This window comes from Moraxella sp. CTOTU47724, assembly GCF_032014955.1.
Lineage (GTDB): Bacteria > Pseudomonadota > Gammaproteobacteria > Pseudomonadales > Moraxellaceae > Faucicola > Faucicola tetraodonis.
In genome coordinates this window covers 3,786-22,381 of sequence record NZ_DALZSV010000039.1, presented here as the reverse complement: position 1 = coordinate 22,381, position 18,596 = coordinate 3,786, and the positions used below count along the sequence as shown (strand labels likewise).

The 18,596-nt window shown below is 45.8% G+C and carries 17 protein-coding genes; 12 read left to right on the top strand and 5 right to left on the bottom strand.

Annotated features, from left to right (window positions below):
- From RTR63_RS08465 to RTR63_RS08415, 11 genes are all read left to right on the top strand, one after another.
- The coding region (locus RTR63_RS08465) for a PglL family O-oligosaccharyltransferase (RefSeq protein ID WP_312523701.1) at window positions 1-1,413 on the top strand (1,413 nt) is incomplete at its 5' end.
- Window positions 1,413-2,678 (top strand): exopolysaccharide biosynthesis polyprenyl glycosylphosphotransferase, encoded by a 1,266-nt coding sequence (locus RTR63_RS08460; RefSeq protein ID WP_312523700.1) that lies wholly within the window; start codon window positions 1,413-1,415, stop codon window positions 2,676-2,678. The genes RTR63_RS08465 and RTR63_RS08460, both read left to right, overlap by 1 nt.
- A gap of 39 nt (window positions 2,679-2,717) precedes the next feature.
- On the top strand, window positions 2,718-3,716 hold the full coding sequence (gene pseB / locus RTR63_RS08455) for a UDP-N-acetylglucosamine 4,6-dehydratase (inverting) (protein ID WP_007115167.1): 999 nt from the start codon (window positions 2,718-2,720) through the stop codon (window positions 3,714-3,716).
- A gap of 55 nt (window positions 3,717-3,771) precedes the next feature.
- A complete protein-coding gene (gene pseC, locus RTR63_RS08450) occupies window positions 3,772-4,953 on the top strand; it encodes a UDP-4-amino-4,6-dideoxy-N-acetyl-beta-L-altrosamine transaminase (RefSeq protein WP_312523698.1) in 1,182 nt (393 codons plus the stop codon).
- The gene (gene pseF / locus RTR63_RS08445) at window positions 4,953-5,627 is read left to right on the top strand and encodes a pseudaminic acid cytidylyltransferase (protein WP_312523696.1); all 675 of its coding nucleotides are present in this window, start codon (window positions 4,953-4,955) and stop codon (window positions 5,625-5,627) included. Before pseC ends, pseF begins: the two co-directional genes overlap by 1 nt.
- A complete protein-coding gene (pseG, locus tag RTR63_RS08440) occupies window positions 5,624-7,282 on the top strand; it encodes a UDP-2,4-diacetamido-2,4,6-trideoxy-beta-L-altropyranose hydrolase (protein ID WP_312523694.1) in 1,659 nt (552 codons plus the stop codon). Before pseF ends, pseG begins: the two co-directional genes overlap by 4 nt.
- Before the next feature lie 55 nt (window positions 7,283-7,337).
- Window positions 7,338-8,390 carry a pseudaminic acid synthase gene (gene pseI / locus RTR63_RS08435; RefSeq protein WP_312523692.1) on the top strand — a complete coding sequence of 351 codons (1,053 nt, stop codon included), beginning with the start codon at window positions 7,338-7,340 and terminating at the stop codon, window positions 8,388-8,390.
- Window positions 8,390-9,646, top strand: a complete 1,257-nt coding sequence (locus RTR63_RS08430) for an oligosaccharide flippase family protein (RefSeq protein ID WP_312523690.1) — start codon at window positions 8,390-8,392, stop codon at window positions 9,644-9,646. Before pseI ends, RTR63_RS08430 begins: the two co-directional genes overlap by 1 nt.
- Entirely contained in the window at window positions 9,643-10,644 is a 1,002-nt protein-coding gene (locus RTR63_RS08425) for a glycosyltransferase family 52 (protein WP_312523688.1), read from the top strand. The genes RTR63_RS08430 and RTR63_RS08425 overlap by 4 nt, the downstream gene beginning before the upstream one ends.
- Before the next feature lie 4 nt (window positions 10,645-10,648).
- Window positions 10,649-11,473 (top strand): beta-1,6-N-acetylglucosaminyltransferase, encoded by an 825-nt coding sequence (locus RTR63_RS08420; protein ID WP_282841268.1) that lies wholly within the window; start codon window positions 10,649-10,651, stop codon window positions 11,471-11,473.
- Complete coding sequence (locus RTR63_RS08415) at window positions 11,470-12,279, top strand: glycosyltransferase (RefSeq protein ID WP_312523685.1); 810 nt, start codon at window positions 11,470-11,472, stop codon at window positions 12,277-12,279. The genes RTR63_RS08420 and RTR63_RS08415 overlap by 4 nt, the downstream gene beginning before the upstream one ends.
- A gap of 1 nt (window position 12,280) precedes the next feature.
- Here RTR63_RS08415 and mnmC1 read toward each other — a convergent pair whose 3' ends face one another.
- Window positions 12,281-14,380, bottom strand: a complete 2,100-nt coding sequence (gene mnmC1, locus RTR63_RS08410; RefSeq protein ID WP_312523683.1) for an FAD-dependent 5-carboxymethylaminomethyl-2-thiouridine(34) oxidoreductase MnmC1 — start codon at window positions 14,378-14,380, stop codon at window positions 12,281-12,283.
- Between the two features lie 146 nt (window positions 14,381-14,526).
- Here mnmC1 and RTR63_RS08405 point away from each other — a divergent pair, with 146 nt between their 5' ends.
- Window positions 14,527-15,873 carry an APC family permease gene (locus tag RTR63_RS08405; RefSeq protein ID WP_312523681.1) on the top strand — a complete coding sequence of 449 codons (1,347 nt, stop codon included), beginning with the start codon at window positions 14,527-14,529 and terminating at the stop codon, window positions 15,871-15,873.
- A gap of 13 nt (window positions 15,874-15,886) precedes the next feature.
- On the opposite strand, the gene RTR63_RS08400 is transcribed toward RTR63_RS08405, so the two are convergent.
- From RTR63_RS08400 to RTR63_RS08385, 4 genes are all read right to left on the bottom strand, one after another.
- Window positions 15,887-17,167: a TIGR03862 family flavoprotein gene (locus RTR63_RS08400; RefSeq protein WP_312523679.1), complete on the bottom strand. Its 1,281-nt coding sequence runs from the start codon at window positions 17,165-17,167 to the stop codon at window positions 15,887-15,889.
- A 44-nt stretch (window positions 17,168-17,211) separates the two neighbouring features.
- Complete coding sequence (locus RTR63_RS08395; RefSeq protein WP_095356807.1) at window positions 17,212-17,640, bottom strand: SH3 domain-containing protein; 429 nt, start codon at window positions 17,638-17,640, stop codon at window positions 17,212-17,214.
- A 65-nt stretch (window positions 17,641-17,705) separates the two neighbouring features.
- Window positions 17,706-18,008, bottom strand: a complete 303-nt coding sequence (locus RTR63_RS08390; protein WP_036596952.1) for a YciI family protein — start codon at window positions 18,006-18,008, stop codon at window positions 17,706-17,708.
- Window positions 18,009-18,020: 12 nt separating this feature from the next.
- The gene (locus tag RTR63_RS08385; protein ID WP_065253667.1) at window positions 18,021-18,584 is read right to left on the bottom strand and encodes an inner membrane-spanning protein YciB; all 564 of its coding nucleotides are present in this window, start codon (window positions 18,582-18,584) and stop codon (window positions 18,021-18,023) included.
- Window positions 18,585-18,596 lie beyond the last annotated feature (12 nt).

Sequence of the window (18,596 nt, the reverse complement as noted above, 5' to 3'; positions counted from 1 at the left end):
TATCTCATGGCAATCATCACCTTTATGATTCAAATGATGCAAATGAGCGGCTATCAGATTGATTATAAAGGTTGGGTGATTGCCCGTGGTAACGCCAATGGCGGACGCTATGACGGCAACTTTGGGCAAGCCAATCACGCAGGCTATGCGTTTGTGTTGGCACTGTGTGGGGTGATTTATCAACTGCAGCAGTCGTTTCAAGAAAGGTTGAACGCGCCGCAATGGCTGATTGGTCGATACCGACAATATGCGCGGTTTGGCTTGATGGTATTGTTTGTGATATTTACCATCGGGCTTGCCTTGACCCAAAGTCGGGCGGGTCTGGTGATGATGTTGGCGGTGATTCCCATTTTCTTTTTGACCCAGCCGATAGCGTGGAAAAGCAAATTATCGGCTAGCGTTTTTGGTCTTATTGTATTTGTGCTGTACTATATGGGCGCAAGCTGGATTAGTAATTATAGCAGTGCCAATCAGCTTGGGGCGGTGAGCCGTATGGCAGGCGGGCAGGGGAACCGCGCGGCGATGAGCGAACGCGCCATGATGATATTTCATGACCATGTGCTCACAGGGGTGGGCTGGAACAACTACATGGGCGCAAGCGTTGATTATGCCCAATATTTTAAATGGCCAGAGATTGCCGACCATTCCCACAATTTTGCCACCATGATTTTGGCGGAACTAGGTGTGTTAGGCGCGCTATGCTTTGTGCCGATTGTTTGGCTACTGGTACGGGCGATTCATCTGCGCCATAGCAGCGAAAGCGCGATTGCACTGGCGTTTGTCATCGCCAGTATCTTGTATGCCAGTGTCGAATACCCGTTATGGTATTTTCGTTATCTCGCGGTGTTTGCCTTGTTTTTGGCATTGATTGAACAGCGCAACTGGCATTTTGTGTGGCAACCCAAACTAAGAAAAGCCATGTCTGTTGTTATGGTGGGTTTGGCGATGTTATCAGGCTACTATATTTGGCAATATTTTCATCTCAATTATTTGGATTATAATCGCTTTATCAAGCACACCAATCATCTAAACCAAGACAAAGGAATTGACTATCAAAATGACGTGTTTGGCTTTAGTGCCTATCATGACCGCATCCTTGCCATGCAAGTGCCGATTAATCGCCATCAGGCAAGCGTCAAAGAAGCCATCTTTGAAGAGGTGCTAAATACCGATTCTTCCCAGTATAATATATTAGCCTATGCACAGTTCTTAGCCTATAAAGGTGACCAGCAAGCGGCATTAAAACATATCGAAGCGGCTTGTGTCATGGTAAAAAACTTGTCGGATTGTGATAATGTCGAGACCGATTTGGGCAACCTTGCCAAACAAGATCCTGCGACATTTGCAGCTTTATACCGTGAGTTTCAACAATGGCGTGACGCCAACCCTGAAAAAACAGGACTCAAACCATAATGCAGCGAGTAATTTTCTCAGTATGGCAAAATATCGCGTTCCGACTTATCGTGGGATGGTTGGTTGTGGTGGTGTTGCCCGCCTTGCTGATGTGGCGAATGCGCTTTTTGCAGGGGCGCTGGCTCATTACTGAGTTTAACAGTATGGTGTTAGCCACGTTGGGTGTGTTGCTAGTTACCCTTGGTCTGCGCAAACTCACCGAGTTTCCAGGTCAACGCTCCATCAGCTTTGTGTTGCCAACCTTATTGTTGGTGATGATGCTGTTAGGCATGGTGATTATCGTTTTTCGGCTGCCGTATTCGCTATATTATTTTGGCTTATCGGGCGTTATCGGGGTAGTGTTTTTCTTTTTGTCGTTTTTACTTGAGCAAAAAGCGCACCAACCTTATATGGCGTATATTCCACTGGGGCATTGTCAAAACTTTGAAGCAATTTTTCAGATCCATTGGCTGCGTCTTGAAAAACCGCATCTGGATGCCATACAATCCAAAAAGGTGCAAGCGATAGTAGCAGACCTGTCATCGCCTGCACTCGATGAAGACTGGCAGCGATTTTTAACCGAGCAAACGTTACAGGGCAGACCGGTGTATAATAACCGCCAAGTGTATGAGTCTTTGACGGGTCGTCTGCCGATTCATCATTTATATGAAAACGAATTGGGTTCGTTGTTGCCTTCGCAAACCTATTTATGGTTTAAACAACTGATTGATATTATAGCGATTTTATTGGTCTCACCCTTGGTATTGCTGATTGCGCTGATAACTGTCATTGCGATACGGTTGGAAAGTCCGGGTAAGGCTATATTTGTCCAAGAGCGGGTCGGGCAAGGCGGAAAATTGTTTAAAATCTATAAATTTCGCAGTATGCGCTTTGACTCAGAAAAAAACGGGGCAAAACTGGCGCAACAAAATGACCCTCGTGTGACTAAAGTCGGTAAGTTTATTCGTAAAACCCGTATCGATGAGTTGCCGCAATTTTTGAATGTGCTCAAAGGCGATATGAGCCTGATTGGACCGAGACCCGAACAGCTAAGTTTTGTCAAAACCTTTGAAAAAACCATCCCTTTTTATAATTATCGCCATATCGTCAAACCCGGTATTTCTGGATGGGCGCAGGTCACACAAGGGTATGCCAGTGATACCGATGAGACAGCGCTTAAGGTACAGTACGATTTTTATTATATTAAACATATTTCTTTTGCATTAGATATCTTGATTGTACTCAAAACCATTCAAACCATGCTGACAGGTTTTGGGGCTAGATAAACTGCGACAAATAACTTTAGCCATAATAGGTAGTGCACTATGTTAACCAATTCAACCATTTTAGTGACAGGCGGGACAGGCTCATTTGGGCATACCTTTGTGCCGATGACGCTTGAAAAATACAATCCCAAAAAACTGATTATTCTCTCGCGGGATGAGATGAAACAGTGGGAAATGGCAAAACTGTACCAAGGCGACCCGCGTGTACGTTTTTTTATCGGTGATGTGCGTGATAAAGACCGTCTATATAGAGCGCTTGATGGGGTGGATTATGTGGTACATGCGGCAGCAACCAAAATCGTGCCCACTGCCGAATATAATCCGTTTGAATGTGTCAAAACCAATATCAACGGCGCAATGAATTTAATCGATGCCTGTATTGATAAAGGGGTGAAAAAAGTCGTTGCCTTATCGACTGACAAAGCGTCCAGTCCAGTAAATCTATATGGCGCGACCAAATTGGCATCGGACAAACTGTTTGTCGCAGGAAACGCCTATTCAGGGGAGCATGGCACACGCTTTTCGGTGGTACGTTATGGCAATGTCATGGGGAGTCGTGGCTCGGTGATTCCGTATTTTCTATCCATTAAAGACAGTGGCGTACTGACCATTACAGACCCGCGTATGACCCGTTTTATGATTTCGCTTGAGCAAGGCGTGGAACTGGTTTGGCATGCATTTGACGACATGGTGGGCGGCGAAATTTATGTCAAAAAAATCCCCTCCATGACCATGCCAGATTTGGCAACTGCCGTTTCTGCCACTGCTGAGCAAAAAATCATTGGTATTCGTCCTGGCGAGAAATTGCATGAGCAAATGATTAGTGCCGAAGATTCTTTTCACACCTACGAATATCCTGAGCATTTTAAAATCTTGCCCGCAATTAATGGCTGGGATGAGACGCCTGAGCGTATCAAAGATGGTGTTAAGGTGCCAGAAGGCTTCGTGTACGCCAGTGATAATAACAGTGAGTGGATGACGACTGGACAACTACAAGAATGGATTGAAACCAACAAAGCAAAAATTGGTAAAATTTAATCGCTAACCCTTGATAACAAAACCACTTAATAACAAACACCTTTGGGCAAATATTATGGCAAATCAATTTATCCCTTATGGTCGTCAGCATATCACCCAAACTGATATTGACGCAGTGGTTGCCGTGCTACAGTCTGATTTTTTGACCCAAGGTAGTCAAGTACCGGCGTTTGAAGAACGAGTCGCTACCTATACGGGGGCAAAGTTTGGCGTGGCGGTGAATAGCGCGACGTCAGCACTGCATATTGCTTGTTTGGCATTGGGGCTTGGTCAAGGTGAAAAGGGCAAAGACGACTGGCTGTGGACCACGCCGATTACCTTTACCGCATCTGCCAACTGTGGATTGTACTGTGGTGCTAACATTGATTTTGTGGATATCGATCCGCTAACGCTCAATATGTCAGTGGAGGCGCTAGAAGCCAAGTTGAAAGTTGCCAAAGCTGAAAACCGCTTGCCAAAAATAGTCATTCCCGTGCATTTCACCGGTGAGCCCTGTGATATGGCGGCCATTCATGCGCTATCACAGCAATATGGCTTTAAGGTTATTGAGGACGCCTCCCATGCCATTGGTGGCAAATACCATAATCAACCAATCGGCAACTGTGAGTTTAGCGACATTACTGTGTTTAGCTTTCACCCTGTCAAAATCATTACCACCGCAGAAGGCGGACTGGCAACAACGAATGACCCCGTGTTGGCGGAAAAAATGCAGTTGCTCCGTAGTCATGGTATCACCCGTGATGCCAATCTAATGACCCACGAACCTGACGGTGGTTGGTATTATCAGCAAATTGATTTGGGCTTTAACTATCGCATGACCGAATTGCAAGGTGCATTGGGGGTCAGTCAAATGACAAAGTTGGATGAGTTTGTGGCTCGCCGTCATCAGCTTGCCAAGCGGTATGATGACTTACTCAAAGACTTACCGATTATGTTGCCTTATCGCAATCCTGCTAATTATTCGGGGTTTCATTTATATCCCATTCAACTAACAGCAGACAGTGGCAAAACGCGTAAGCAAGTGTTTGACAGTTTGCGGGCGCAAAATATCGGGGTGAATGTGCATTATATTCCAGTGCATACCCAGCCTTATTATGCCAAGTTGGGCTTTAAACAAGGCGATTTTCCCCATGCCGAGAGCTACTATGCACAAGCCATTAGTTTGCCATTGTATTATGACTTGAGCGAAGCCTCTCAAGCGCAAGTGGTCAATGCAATTTATCAGGCATTAGCATAATGAAGGTCTGTATCATCCCTGCCCGTGGGGGGAGTAAACGCATTCCGCGCAAAAACATCAAAGATTTTTGTGGCAAACCCATGCTGGCTCGTGCCATTGAAACGGCAAAAAACAGCCAATTGTTTGAGCAGATTATCGTCTCCACTGATGATGGCGCTATTGCCGATATCGCTCGACACCATGGTGCTACTGTCAGCCGAAGACCGGCCGAGCTTGCCGATGATTACGCCACTACTGCTGCGGTGATTCGGCATGTGCTGCAGAGCATGCCAAAAGCTAGCCATATCTGCTGTCTATACCCCTGTACGCCGTTATTAAAATCGCAGTATTTAACCGACAGTTTTGAGCGCTGGCAGTCATCCAACAGTTTGTATTGTTTTCCGGTTTTAGAATTTGAATCCAATGTATTACGCTCACTAAAATTAAGCGATGCCGGTGAAGTGTCGAGCATGTTTAGCCAACATGAGCTCACCCGAACCCAAGATTTGACGCAGGCTTATTTTGACGCAGGGCAATTTTATTGGGGCAGTCGTGAAGCATGGCTCAGCGAGGATAAAATCCATAATCATGCCCTAGGCTATGTGTTGCCAAAATACAGCGTTGTTGATATTGATGATGAAAATGATTGGCGATTTGCTGAGCGTCTATACCAAGCGCAATTGGCGCTAGCATGAAGATCGTGGTCCGAGCAGACGCAAGTTTAACGATGGGTAGCGGTCATATCATGCGTTGTCTCACGCTCGCTGACCGGTTAAAACAGCAAGGGCATGACATCTCGTTTATTTGTCGTCAGCATGACGGGCATTTGGCGGATTTGATTGGGCAAAAAGGTTTTGCTGTGCATCTGTTAGCCAAAAGTGGGATTGCAGATTTTATCAAACAGCATGCCCATAGCGAGTGGCTAGGCGCCAGTGAAAGCGATGATTTTGCTGAGTGTAAACCCATCTTGCAAGCGTTAAAGCCAGATTGGCTGATTATCGACCATTATGCGATTGGCAAAAATTGGGAGCAACAAGCTAAACGACTTTTGCCAAACCTTAAAATTTTAGCCATTGACGATTTAGCCGACAGAACGCACGACTGTGAGATTTTGCTCGACCAAAATTTTGGGCGAAAAAACGGAGATTATCAACCGCTTGTGCCAAGTGATTGCCAGCGACTACTAGGTACACGTTATACACTATTACGGGATGAGTTTGCCAACTGGCGAGCGATAAGCCTAAGCAGACGTAAAAGCGTACAGCCGCCCAACAATATATTGGTCAATCTTGGCGGTGTCGATAATGATAATGTCACACTCAAGATTTTGCAAAGTCTCAATATCTTTGTCCAACAATCTACGCAAGCATTTAACGTGACTGTCGTCATGGGCAAAACCGCGCCGCATATCGAAAGTGTACAAAGGTTTGCTAAACACGCAAGTTTTGCGTGTGCGGTACTTGTCAATGTGACTAATATGGCGCAATTGATGGCAAATGCTGACCTTGCAATTGGGGCAGCAGGAAGCACCACCTGGGAGCGCTGTTGTTTGGGCTTACCGATGGTGCTGATCGTGCTTGCCGATAACCAACAGGTGATTGCCAAAGCGTTGGCGGATAAAAACCTGGTTAAAGTGGTAACTGACATGGCTACATTGGATGAGCAACTGCCCCGCTTGTTGAGCGAACTGGTCGACAATTATGGAAAATTCAGCCGCCAATCTGCCAAGTTGGTCGATGGGCAAGGGGCTAAACGGGTTGCGCACTGGATTGAATTTGCGAAAAAATTTCAACATTGTCAACTGCGACAAGCGACCCAAGCCGATAGCCAGATGATTTGGCAATGGCGCAATCACATCGATGTGCGCCAGTGGATGTTTGGACAAGATGAAATTGCCCTTGCTGACCATGAAAAGTGGTATGGCAAACAGCTTGACCGTGCCAATGTGCATTTGCTGATTTTTGAAACGGATGGGAGTAAAGGCGGTGAGCCGATGGGGCTAGTCAATGTTACCCAAATAACGGTGGATAAATACCAGACGCTGCAGTTGGCAAATGCATCAAGCCCGAATGAAAAAACCGCCAGTTGGGGGTTTTATTTATCCCCTAATAGCGCAAAAGGGCAGGGGCTTGGCTTTGCATTGGGGGTTTTGGCGATTGCACAGATTTTCAATACCACAGATATTGGCAAAATCACCGCGCAAGTGCTGGCATATAATACCGCGTCACTGGCGTTACATCGTAAATTGGGATTTAGCGAAACAGGCGTATTAAAACAGCATTTTGGCGTGGGTGAAAAAGTGTATGATGTGGTTGAGTTTGAATTAAAATCGCAAGATTTTTTATTTTAGGGGTGGGTCTGAGTGGGGTATATATGAAAAAAACGGGGTGTCTATGAATCAAAATATGAATCAAAATTTCAGCATTAACAATCGCCCAATCGGCATTGACCATGCGCCATATATCATTGCTGAAATGTCCGCCAACCACAACGGCGACATCAATAACGCTTACCGTATCATTGACATGGCAAAGGCGTGCGGTGCTGATGCGGTCAAAATGCAAACTTACACCGCAGATACCATCACCCTCAACAGCACCGCCGCTGACTTCCAAATTCATGGGGGACTGTGGGACGGGCGTACCTTATATGACTTGTACCAAGAAGCTTACACGCCGTGGGACTGGCATAAACCATTGTTTGAGCACGCCCACAAAGTCGGTATCACCATGTTTAGCTCACCGTTTGACTTGACTGCGGTGGATTTGCTCGAGGATTTGAACGCCCCAGCGTACAAAATCGCTTCGTTTGAAGCCATTGATTTACCGCTTATCAAATATGTAGCAAGTACTGGCAAACCGATGATTATCTCCACAGGGATGGCGGACCAAACCGAAATTGCCGAGGCGATTGCCGCCGCTCGTGATGGCGGCTGCAAGCAGCTTGCGTTATTGCACTGCGTGAGTGGCTACCCAGCTCCCGCACAGGACTATAACCTGCGTACCATCACCGATATGCAGCGCCGTTTTGGCGTGCCGATTGGCTTATCCGACCATACGCTTGACAACACCACCGCCGTGACAAGCGTGGCATTGGGGGCGTGTATCATTGAAAAACACGTCACCCTAGACCGCAATGGCGGCGGGGCGGATGACAGCTTTTCACTGGAAAAAGACGAACTCACCGCGCTCTGCCGTGATAGCAAAACCGCTTGGCAGTCGCTCGGACAAGTCGATTATGGGCGAAAATCAAGCGAAATCGGCAATGCGCAATTTCGCCGTTCACTGTATTTTGTCAAAGACATGACGGCAGGGGATGTGATTGATGAAAGCTGTATCCGTAGCGTTCGCCCTGGTTTTGGGCTTGCCCCGAAGTTTTATGATGAATTAATGGGCAAAAAAGTGATAACGGATATCCAAGCCAATACCGCTACCTCGTGGGATGTCCTTGAAAGGTAATGTTAAATAAAATCAAACGTTTAACACACTCTGCCTTGCTCAAAGACAGCCTGATTTATGTGGTGGGCGAGATGACCGCCAAAGCTGTGCCATTTTTGCTATTGCCCTATTTGACACGGGTCTTAGGCACCACGGGCTTTGGTGATTTGTCCTATTATTTATCGCTCACGGCATTTATTGTAATCGCCATGAGCCTGTCGCAAAATGGCGCTTTGACCCGTTATTTTTATGTGTATGGCAGGCATGGGCTGGGCAATATCTTATTGGCAGGCGGGCTATATAGCGTGGGCGTGCTGCTGATTGGCACAGCGATTAGTTGGCTGTTACATAGCGAATTGCTATTTTACTGCTTTTTTACTGCCTTTTTGCAAACCTTGGTGCAAAACCAACTGGCACTGCGGCAATGCCAAAAGCGCCCGTTTAGCTATCTCACCATCCAACTGGGCTTAGCCTTGGGCAATTTGCTATGGACGGTGCTGATTTTTCAGTTTTTTGCGGGCGATACCACGGATAAAGTTGCCCAGCGTCTTATCGCGATTATCTTGGCGCATGGGTTTACTTTTGTGGCAGCGTTGGCGTGGGCAAAATACCAATTTGCTATCAAATTTCGCTTTACCCCAAAACGGCTCAAACTGGGACTGGGTTATATTTTAACCCTAGGCTTGCCGCTGCTGTTACATGGGTTAAGCTATACCATCAAAGGGCAACTTGACCGAGTGTTGATTCACGAGCGGTTTAGCAGTCATGAGCTAGGCGTATATTCGGCAGGGGTGCAAGTCGCTAGCAGCTTGACCATTGTGATTATGGCGGTCAATTCTGCGCTGGTGCCTCACTTATATGAACGGCTAAAATCGCAGCGCATGACAGTGATGCAATTGCATCGACTGTTTTGGCTGAGTTTGATGGTGCCTGTTATATTGACTGCCATGGCTTGGGCGATGCCGTCGTCATTGATGGCGTGGTTATTGGGGGCAGATTTTGCCCAAAGCCAGTATTATGTGGTGATGTTTGTACTGGCGTTTTCGCTGATAATTCCGTATTTATTGTTGGTGAATTTTTTGTTTTATCATGCCAAAAGCGCGCAAATTTCGCTGTGTTCCGTCATCTCAACGGTGGTGTATTTGGTTGCCTTGTGGGTGTTAAGTGGCGTATCACTGGCGGTGGTGCCGTATGCGACTATTATTAGTGGCGTGGTGATTTTGCCGCTGTTATATTATTATACGCTGCAGGTGGAAAAGGTCAAAAAAACGCCATGAATCTTATTCTTTGTATCACCCCCTTGCAAGTGTTGATTGCCAAGCAAATTATTAAGAAGCACAGTACCCCCTTTATAGGGCTTTATTTGCCGTATGGCGCCCATTCAAAAAGCGAGCCCAAACACCGTTATTATTTTGACCAACTTGAGCGGGTCTGCGAAAAATCCGCCTTTATCGAACTGAACAATAAAACATGGGGCGAACGTTTTGCCACCCTAAACCACATCAAAACCACACTTAACACGCTTGATATTTGGCAAAAACCTATCGAAAACGTCTATCTTGCCAGTATTGACGTGTTGTTTTTGCAATATGTTATTTCTAAAGTAACATTCCAACAGCTGTATACCTTTGATGACGGCACCGCTAATATTTTCCCCAATTCTAGCTATTTTCAACCGTTACCAAAATCCTTGCCATTACAACTGTTTAAACACGCCGTGGGCATTACTTATCCCAGTATCCCTAGTATTTTGGCTATCTCCAAAAAGCATTTCACCATTTTCCCCCAGGAAAAAAATATCATAGACGCTACCGAGTCTGTTTATTTGTTTGATAAAGTAGACAATCAGCCTGATAAAAATTTGCCGGTAAAACGGCTGTTATTGGGGCAAGCCCTCGACAATTTTATCGGTGACAAAGCTTATGCTGATATTGTAGAAACAATGGTCAAGGCATTTCACCTTGACGCATTTTGTCCCCACCCGCGAGAAAATTTGGATTTTAGCCATCTTTTGCCAGTGATTCATAGCGATAAAATCATTGAAGATTATCTAAGCGAGGCATTGCAACAAAACCCCCATCAACGCTTTGAAATTTATACCTTTATCAGCACTGCTGTGTTTTCGATCAAAGAATTTCCCCGTACCCAAGTATTTATGGTGTATACCCAAGCGCTGTGGGATAAATTCCCTGATGCGTATCAGTTTCTTGCCAGTCGTGGTTTTACCCTCATTAATTTAGATGACGCAGATAATCTAAATGGGTTCAAAGGGTAACTGCATGAAAAAACACGCCTTACTTATACAAGCCCACCAAGATATCAGTTATTTTATTAATCTGGCGAAAATTCAGCCCAACGTCAATTTTTATGTGCATATGGATGCTAAATCTAATTATTTTCCTGAGGCTGAGACTGCACAGCTAGCCAATGTCGTTTTGCTCAGCGACAGGGTATCGGTGCGTTGGGGCGGGTTTAGCCAAATTGAAGCAACATTAAAATTGTTTGAACCAGCGTTTGCCAATGAGGACAATGCTTATTTTCATCTGGTAAGCGGTGAAGATGTGGTGTTACAACCATTTGAAGTGATAGAAAAACAGTGGCAACAGCGGTTTGATTTTCAGGCGATGATGACCTGTGAGATGGCGCCACAGTATGCCTATCGCTTTATTATGGACAGTCCCCATGCCGACAGCGACTGGCAACGGCAATTGACGGGTAAAATCATCACCAAACTGCAACAAGGCGTGGCAAAAATAAAAACTTATCACTCACCCATTTATTTTGGCTCACAGTGGTTTTCAGTGACGCGTGCAGACTGGGAAAAAATTATGCCTTTTACCGATGAATACAGTGATTTTTTCCGTCACAAGCTGGTGCCCGATGAACACTTTTTTCAAACCCTAATTACTGAAAAATTAACCAATCAAATTCGCCTAAGTAATGATAACCGCCGACAAATTATTTTTGACAAAAATGTAAATAATGGTAATAGCCCGATTTATTTGGATTTATTAAAGCTTGAGCAGGCGAAATTTAATGGCTATTGGTTTGCCCGTAAAGTAAAAAAGGATGTGGCATTGACTTGGCTGGGTGAATTAACATGAAATTTTCTGTACTGATGTCGCTGTATGACAAAGAAAACCCTGAATTTCTAGCCGAATGTCTAGCCAGCCTGGTCAATCAAACACGCCAAGCCGATGAGATTGTTTTGGTTTTTGATGGTCCAATCAATTTGGCATTACAAAAAGTGGTACAAGAGTTTAAGCCGCAACTGCCGTTAACGATTATCGCTTTAATAAAAAACGTCGGGCTTGGACAGGCTTTGAATGCAGGTCTAAACGCTTGTCAACATGACTGGGTCATGCGTATGGATACGGATGATATCTGTGTGGCTAACCGCTTTGAGCAGCAAATCAACTTTATCCAAAATCATCCCGAAATTGACGTGTTGGGCGGGCAAATCATTGAATTTGAAAAGCAGCTATCACAGGGGAAAAAATCTCGCACGGTGCCAACCTCACACGAGGCAATTTTTGCCTCAGCCAAGTCGCGCAATCCCATCAACCACATGACGGTTGCCTTCAAAAAATCAGCGGTACAAGCGGTCGGTAGCTATCGGCATGCGCCGCTGTTTGAAGACTATGATTTGTGGGTGCGGTTGTTGGTCGCTGACTATCAGTTTGCCAATTTGTCCGAGGTGCTGGTGTATGCACGGGCAGGGGATGCGATGTATGAACGGCGCGGGGGCTTGGCGTATGCCCGTTACGAGTGGGCTATTCAGCAAAGCTTTTATCAACAAGGGTTTTTGCATATTGCGCAACTGCTTAAAAACCTCGCCATTCGCTTACCGGTGCGATTATTGCCAAATAGTTTACGCAGTTTGGTTTATCAAAAACTGCTGAGAAAATAACTTAGCGTCGAATGACCTTGCGATTGGGACTTAAACTGTTGACCATCTTTTCAGACAATGGCAAAACTTCTCCACACATCAGTCCCGCCAACAGCTCACTACAAATCGGGGCATAAGCATAGCCTTTTGACCCCAATGCTGAAAAGCTCCAGACTCGGCTGGTGCTTTCATAACCCGCTTGCCACACCTGCCCAACTAGGGGTAGATAATCCACGGTTTGGCTACGGATAGTGGCGCGACCCTGCCAATGGGGGATGTTTTTTTCGACGGTAAATATATCGGTGTTATTGACCAAATCGGGCACCGCATCCGCCAAATCTGCCACATTCATCTGATGGTCAGCAACTGCTGGCGTGGTATCCAAGGTATCCCTGACAAAACTTGCCCCAAGCATGACATGGCGTTTACTGTTTTCGTTAAAACTGGCGTAATAACTGCCATACTTTAACGGCAGTTTTGGCAACTGTGCTTTATCATGCTCATCGACAGCAAACCACGTCACTTGCCCACGGCTGTGATTAAAGCGTTTGATGGTGGGTAGAAAATCGCAGGTGTCTAAAGCCATGCACAAAATCACATGGTCAAAAAACTGCTGACGCTCAGTGAATGTTAATAGCACTTGGTCGCAATCTTGCTGAAAATAGGCTTGCTGAAAACAGGTTAATTCCTCAGTTTGAAAGCTGATATTGGGGTGGCCTAAAACAGCATTGGCAAAGTTTGCGGTAGTGATTAACCCGGCATTGGGCAAAAATATCGCTTGCCCAACCTCATAACCGACTTTTGCTTTGGCTTGTTCAGCAGTCAATAAACGGGCAAATTCAATGGGAAAATCTTTGACTTCATCAAGTTGTAAGCGATTGTGTGAGAGTAAATCCAAACAGCCGGTGGTTTGTAGGATTTTAATACCGGTTTGTGCGGTCAAATAAGGGTAAAATCGACAGCTTGCCAAATAACCAATCGCATGTAGATTGGTTTCAAGGCGTTTTAGGCTGGTAAGTTTTGGTGCAAGAAAACCGCGGATGTTGCCTGATGCCCCTGCCAATGGTTGCGCTTTATCAAAAATGGTGACCTTGTGTCCACGGGCGGCTAAGGCATACGCACTGCTTAACCCCGCTACCCCAGCCCCAATCACCGCCACAGACAGCGGTTTTGTGATGGCTGAAAAATTGGGTAGTTCAAAGCCTTTAACGTTATTGGCTTTTCGACGCTGACGACGTCGGGATTCAAACGTGTCAGTAAAGGGTAGGGTGACAAAGAATGGTTTAATTTTTTTGTTATAGCGAAAATAAAGCTCGCAAAAATTGGCGGATGTTAACTTAGGTTGAAAGCTTGCGGTGAGCATTTCTCGCTTTTTGCCAAAGCCTTTACGTTTGGCTAAAGTAAAACCGTGATGTTTTAGCCCCTGTTTGACTGCGCTTGCCACGCTAAATGTCGCCAAAGTCGTGTGAGGTTTGGATAATCTTGCGATTTGAGCCAATAAATCCTTTGACCAAAGCTCTTGGTTACAGCTCGGCGCAAACCCATCAAGCAGCCACGCATCGACTTTACCTTGCCCAGTCACTTGCGACAAACTACTCGTCGCATCGCCAAGCCATAAATCAATCGTCAATCGTTCATCAAACCAGTTCAAACGATGGCAGCCAGCCAGTGGCGGTGGATAGTTGTCTATGAGCTGTTGTGATAACCCAGCAAGCGCTGTCCAGACGCTCAGCGCTTGTTCAAGGTCAGTTTTGCGTAGGGGAAATTTTTCGGTGGTAATGATATGTAAATGGCTGTGATTGTCAGGTCTGATTTGTTGCCACAGTTGCCAAATAGCCAAGATATTAAGCCCTGTGCCAAAACCAATTTCACCGATGACAAATCGTTCAAAGTTCCGCAAATTAGCGAGGCGAGTGGCTAAGTTGTTGCCATCAATAAAAACATGGCGAGATTCTGCCAAGCCATCCGTTTTGGAAAAATAAACATCATCAAATTCGCTAGAGCGGGGGACAGTCACGCCGTTATCGTCTAACTGCCAGTGCAGTTTGGCGGTTTGAATGGTTGATAGTGGGGTGCTACTTTTGCTTGAGCTTGTGACAGGACGTTGGCTAGATTGTGACATCAGTGACCCATAATAAATAACTAAAAGTTAGTGCTAAGTAAAATATTACTAATACAAGGCTTGAAAACAGCGATTAGGGGGTATAGCATAACTGATTTTTTATCGTTGCAACATGGCATGCAGCTTTTTTTGGGTGTGGTAACAACATGAATCAATCAAGTAACGGGCGTTATAACCTAATCACCGCATTGGCAATGATTGTGGGGATTGTGATTGGCTCAGGGATATTTTTTAAGGCAGACAATGTTTTAAAATATACAAACGGCAATGTGGCGTTGGGGGTAGGGGTTTTTGTATTGGCGGCGGTGGCGATTATTTTCGGTTCGCTATCGATTGCTGAACTGGCAAAACGTACCGATGCACACGGCGGCTTGATTGGCTATGCCGATGAATTTGTCAGTCCACATTTTTCTACGATGATTGGCTGGTTTCAATTGTTTTTGTATTACCCGACACTTGGCGTGGTGGTGACGTGGGTAGTGGGTATTTACACCGCCCTGTTATTTGGGGTAAAAGAGGCATCGCTTGAATTACAAATGGGCATCGGGCTTACGTGGTTTGTCATTTGTTATCTGTTTAATGTGATGGCAGCGGTGTTTGCAGGGCGTTTTCAAGTCTTTGCCACTGTCGTTAAATTAATTCCGTTATTTGTGCTAGGGTTGATGGCGTTTTTATATGGCGACCCTGTGGCTGCGTTAACCCATCCAAGTGAATCTGCGCGTCAAGCGACCCAGTCTTTGGCATGGCTCGGTGCCATTGGTCCGATTGCGTTTTCGTTTGATGGCTGGGTGGTCTCTACCAGCATTTCAGGGGAAATCAAACATGCCAAACGTAATTTACCCATTGCCTTAGTCGTCGCGCCTATGTTGATTTTATTGGGCTATTTGCTGTATTTTGTTGGACTTACCTCATATCTAGGTGCCGCAAAAGTGATGGCATTGGGTGATGAAAGTGTGTATGTGGTGGCGACCCAGTTATTTGGCGAAACCGCTGCCAAAGCCTTTTTGGTATTTGTGGTGATTTCGGTGATGGGTACGGTGAATGGCTTGGTATTAGGGCTGATTCGTCTGCCGCATTCTTTAGCGCTCAAATCATTGATTCCGTTTAGCGCGCAATTGCGTCAGGTCTCGCCTATCTATCAGCTATCGGTTGGTTCAGCGCTGCTAGGTTTTGCCTTATCTATGTTTTGGGCGGCTGTGCATTATGCGGTGATGAAAAGTCAGCTGCTAGGCGATATGGATATTTCAGAAATCGCGATTGTGGTGAGTTACTTGCTGTATTTGGTATTTTACTTTGCTGTGTTTCGATTATGGCAACAAGGTCATATCAAAAGTATGTTACTGGGTGTGATATCGCCGATTTTGGCGGCATTGGGCTCATTGATGGTAGTGTTCGGCGGTATGCAAAATCCGCTGTTTTTGCCTGTCTGCTTACCGATTTGTGCGCTTGTGCTGCTGCTTGCCTACCTTTACAGTCGCTATCTGAACAGTTAATAAGTGCCTTATGTCAAGTGCATTGCGTCAACTTTTTGGATAACGCTAAAAACTGCGCCACGCCTTGTCCGACGGCTCGGCCTGTGGCAAAACAAGCCGTTAGCAGATAGCCACCCGTTGGCGCATCCCAATCAAGCATCTCGCCACAACAAAATACATAAGGATTGGATTTTAGCGCAAAGTCCTCGGTTAATGCTGTGCGTTTTACCCCGCCGCCACAGCTAATCGCTTCTTCAATCGGTCGAAAACTATCGAATTCTACCGTTAACTGTTTGATTGCTTTTGTCATTTTATCGGCATCATGCCAGTGCGTTTTTGCGACGATTTCTCTGAGTAAGGCGATTTTGACAGGATCAAGGCCTGCCTTTCGCCAAAGGTTAGCTAGCGATTGTTTTTTGGGGTTTTTTAAACTACTCAATAATTTTTCGTCAGCCACATCAGGCAGCAAATCAAGTTGTAGTGATACCTTGCCCGTATGATTTAATTGCTCACGCATGGCACGATTGAGCCGGTATATCAGCCCGCTTTCCATGCCATACTGGGTGAGAATAATGTCGCCAAAACCCTGCTCAATTTTGCCATCGGGCAATGTCACCTGGGCTTTCACGCGTTTTAATGCTTTGCCAAAATCGCGGTGCAAATGCGCTGACCAAGGCTGCGACAGTGGGCGACAGATACCGACATTGCTGGCATAAAACGGCGTCAATTCTGTGTCGCTGAGCCATGCCTGCCACTTGCCATCACTGCCGAGCCGCGACCATGACATCGCGCCCGTTGCCAACACAATCGCATCAAAGCTTTGGCTAACAGTCAGATTACCGCTTTCATGCGCTACCGAAAAAGTTGCTTGCTTGCCGTCAATGTCGTCACAGCTATGCCGATAAAAAAACGTTATGCCGTCCTGCTGCAGCGCTTGCAACCACGCCCGCAGCAGTGGCGAGGCTTTCATCATGGTAGGAAAGATGCGACCTGTCGAGCCAACAAAAGATTCAATCCCTAAGCGGGTCATAAAATCACGGATATGCATCGCATTAAAATCTTGAATATGCGGCGTTAACCAATCGTCGGGCTGATAACGTGTGACAAAGGTATCAACGGGCTCAGCGTGCGAGATATTGAGTCCAGATTTACCGGCCATCAACAGTTTGCGGGCAGGGGATGGTTTTTGTTCAAATACTTGGATTGTGACATCAAACTGGCGCAGATAATCTGCCGCCATCAGGCCAGCAGGACCTGCACCAATGATGGCGACGGTGGGCTTTTTTGGGAGGTCGGCTTGGTTATTTGGCATCATGGCAAGTCAATGTTAGGCTTATAATAGTAGGCTTGTAAAGTCGACTACCAACGACCTTTACGCCCTGCGACCAGCCAGCCCAGTGCGATACCAAGTATCCCACTGAGTAATGCAGTGACCGCACCGTAGATAAAAATCTGTCCACTGCGCTCATTGACAAGCACTTTGACCTGCGTATTTAAACTATCGACTTGGTTTTGTAATTCAGCATTTTTTGCCAAGAGTTGTTGGTTGGCGTTGGACAACTGGCTGTCAGTGGGCTGGTTGAGCTGGGCAAGGGTAGGTTGTTTGGGGTTTTGCATCGGTGAGGTGCTACTGGCAACGCTCGAGGCAATCTCTGGCTGTTTGGCGAGTGGTTGTCCTGTTTTTGGGTCAGTGACGATAACTTGCGGTGCTGCATGGGTCAGGCTCGTTACCTGTAATACCGTCAATAACACTGCGCCGTTTGCCAACCTGCCCACCAATTTTTTCATGCTTACCACCTATCACCACCCAGACTTTGCCAATTATGTACTGCAAACAACTGTTAAACCCAACATTAACTCACTGATTTAGGAAAAACTTGGATAAAAGGTTTGATATCCACATGACTATACACACCATTTAATAAGTAAGGCTCTTCACTTGCCCAAGCTTGCACGGCTTCATCGCTGTCAAAATCCACGACCAATACACTGCCACTCATTTCAGGCTCTCCATGCGCAATGGGCGTAGGGCCTGCGATGATTAGACGGTGCTGTTCATCTAACTGCGTAAGACGCTCAAGATGAGCCGGGCGAAACTGTTTGCGTAGCTCAAGGCTATCAGGGACGTCATGACCGATAATAATATAAAGTGCCATCTATATTCTCCTTTAGTTTTTTCCTTTATCATTGGTTTGTTGCTGTATATCTGGATTTAGATGGTTTTTTAAGAACATAAATTGCCCGATTAAAAACACCAACATCACCGGTATCCATCCCCAGCTTTTAAAATTAATCCAGGTATCGTTGTTGGTAAAAAACGCAAAATAATATTGCAAACCTGCCATCAGTAAGAAATACCCTGCCCAAGCGAGGGTGAGTTTATTCCAGCCCGATTGGGTCAATCGAAACACATTTTTCATTGCCAGTTCTAATAGCGGTTTACCTATCGCGACACTGATAATGAGGGCAACTGCAAATACGCTATTGATGACGGTTGATTTCCATTTTAAAAACGCTTCGTCATGGAAAATTAAGCTTAACCCACAAAATCCCACGGTTAAAATCAGCGTCACCCACTGCTGTTTATTGAGCTTGCCTTTTTGCCGGGCAAAATGCACAACATATACCACCAGTGTCGTAATCAATAACGCCGCCGCACCTGCCAATACCCCTTGCTGTTTGGAAAAGTAAAAAAATGCCAGTAAAGGTAGCAAATCCAATAAACCGCTCATAGTCATCTCTAA

Excerpts from the sequence above, each read along its gene's own strand:
- pseI (WP_312523692.1), top strand. The coding sequence starts at position 7,338 with ATGAATCAAAATTTCAGCATTAACAATCGCCCAATCGGCATTGACCAT.
- RTR63_RS08425 (WP_312523688.1), top strand. The coding sequence starts at position 9,643 with ATGAATCTTATTCTTTGTATCACCCCCTTGCAAGTGTTGATTGCCAAG.
- RTR63_RS08430 (WP_312523690.1), top strand. The coding sequence starts at position 8,390 with ATGTTAAATAAAATCAAACGTTTAACACACTCTGCCTTGCTCAAAGAC.
- mnmC1 (WP_312523683.1), bottom strand. The coding sequence starts at position 14,380 with ATGTCACAATCTAGCCAACGTCCTGTCACAAGCTCAAGCAAAAGTAGC.
- RTR63_RS08420 (WP_282841268.1), top strand. The coding sequence starts at position 10,649 with ATGAAAAAACACGCCTTACTTATACAAGCCCACCAAGATATCAGTTAT.
- pseF (WP_312523696.1), top strand. The coding sequence starts at position 4,953 with ATGAAGGTCTGTATCATCCCTGCCCGTGGGGGGAGTAAACGCATTCCG.
- pseC (WP_312523698.1), top strand. The coding sequence starts at position 3,772 with ATGGCAAATCAATTTATCCCTTATGGTCGTCAGCATATCACCCAAACT.
- pseG (WP_312523694.1), top strand. The coding sequence starts at position 5,624 with ATGAAGATCGTGGTCCGAGCAGACGCAAGTTTAACGATGGGTAGCGGT.
- RTR63_RS08400 (WP_312523679.1), bottom strand. The coding sequence starts at position 17,167 with ATGATGCCAAATAACCAAGCCGACCTCCCAAAAAAGCCCACCGTCGCC.
- RTR63_RS08460 (WP_312523700.1), top strand. The coding sequence starts at position 1,413 with ATGCAGCGAGTAATTTTCTCAGTATGGCAAAATATCGCGTTCCGACTT.
- pseB (WP_007115167.1), top strand. The coding sequence starts at position 2,718 with ATGTTAACCAATTCAACCATTTTAGTGACAGGCGGGACAGGCTCATTT.
- RTR63_RS08385 (WP_065253667.1), bottom strand. The coding sequence starts at position 18,584 with ATGAGCGGTTTATTGGATTTGCTACCTTTACTGGCATTTTTTTACTTT.
- RTR63_RS08395 (WP_095356807.1), bottom strand. The coding sequence starts at position 17,640 with ATGAAAAAATTGGTGGGCAGGTTGGCAAACGGCGCAGTGTTATTGACG.
- RTR63_RS08390 (WP_036596952.1), bottom strand. The coding sequence starts at position 18,008 with ATGGCACTTTATATTATTATCGGTCATGACGTCCCTGATAGCCTTGAG.
- RTR63_RS08415 (WP_312523685.1), top strand. The coding sequence starts at position 11,470 with ATGAAATTTTCTGTACTGATGTCGCTGTATGACAAAGAAAACCCTGAA.
- RTR63_RS08405 (WP_312523681.1), top strand. The coding sequence starts at position 14,527 with ATGAATCAATCAAGTAACGGGCGTTATAACCTAATCACCGCATTGGCA.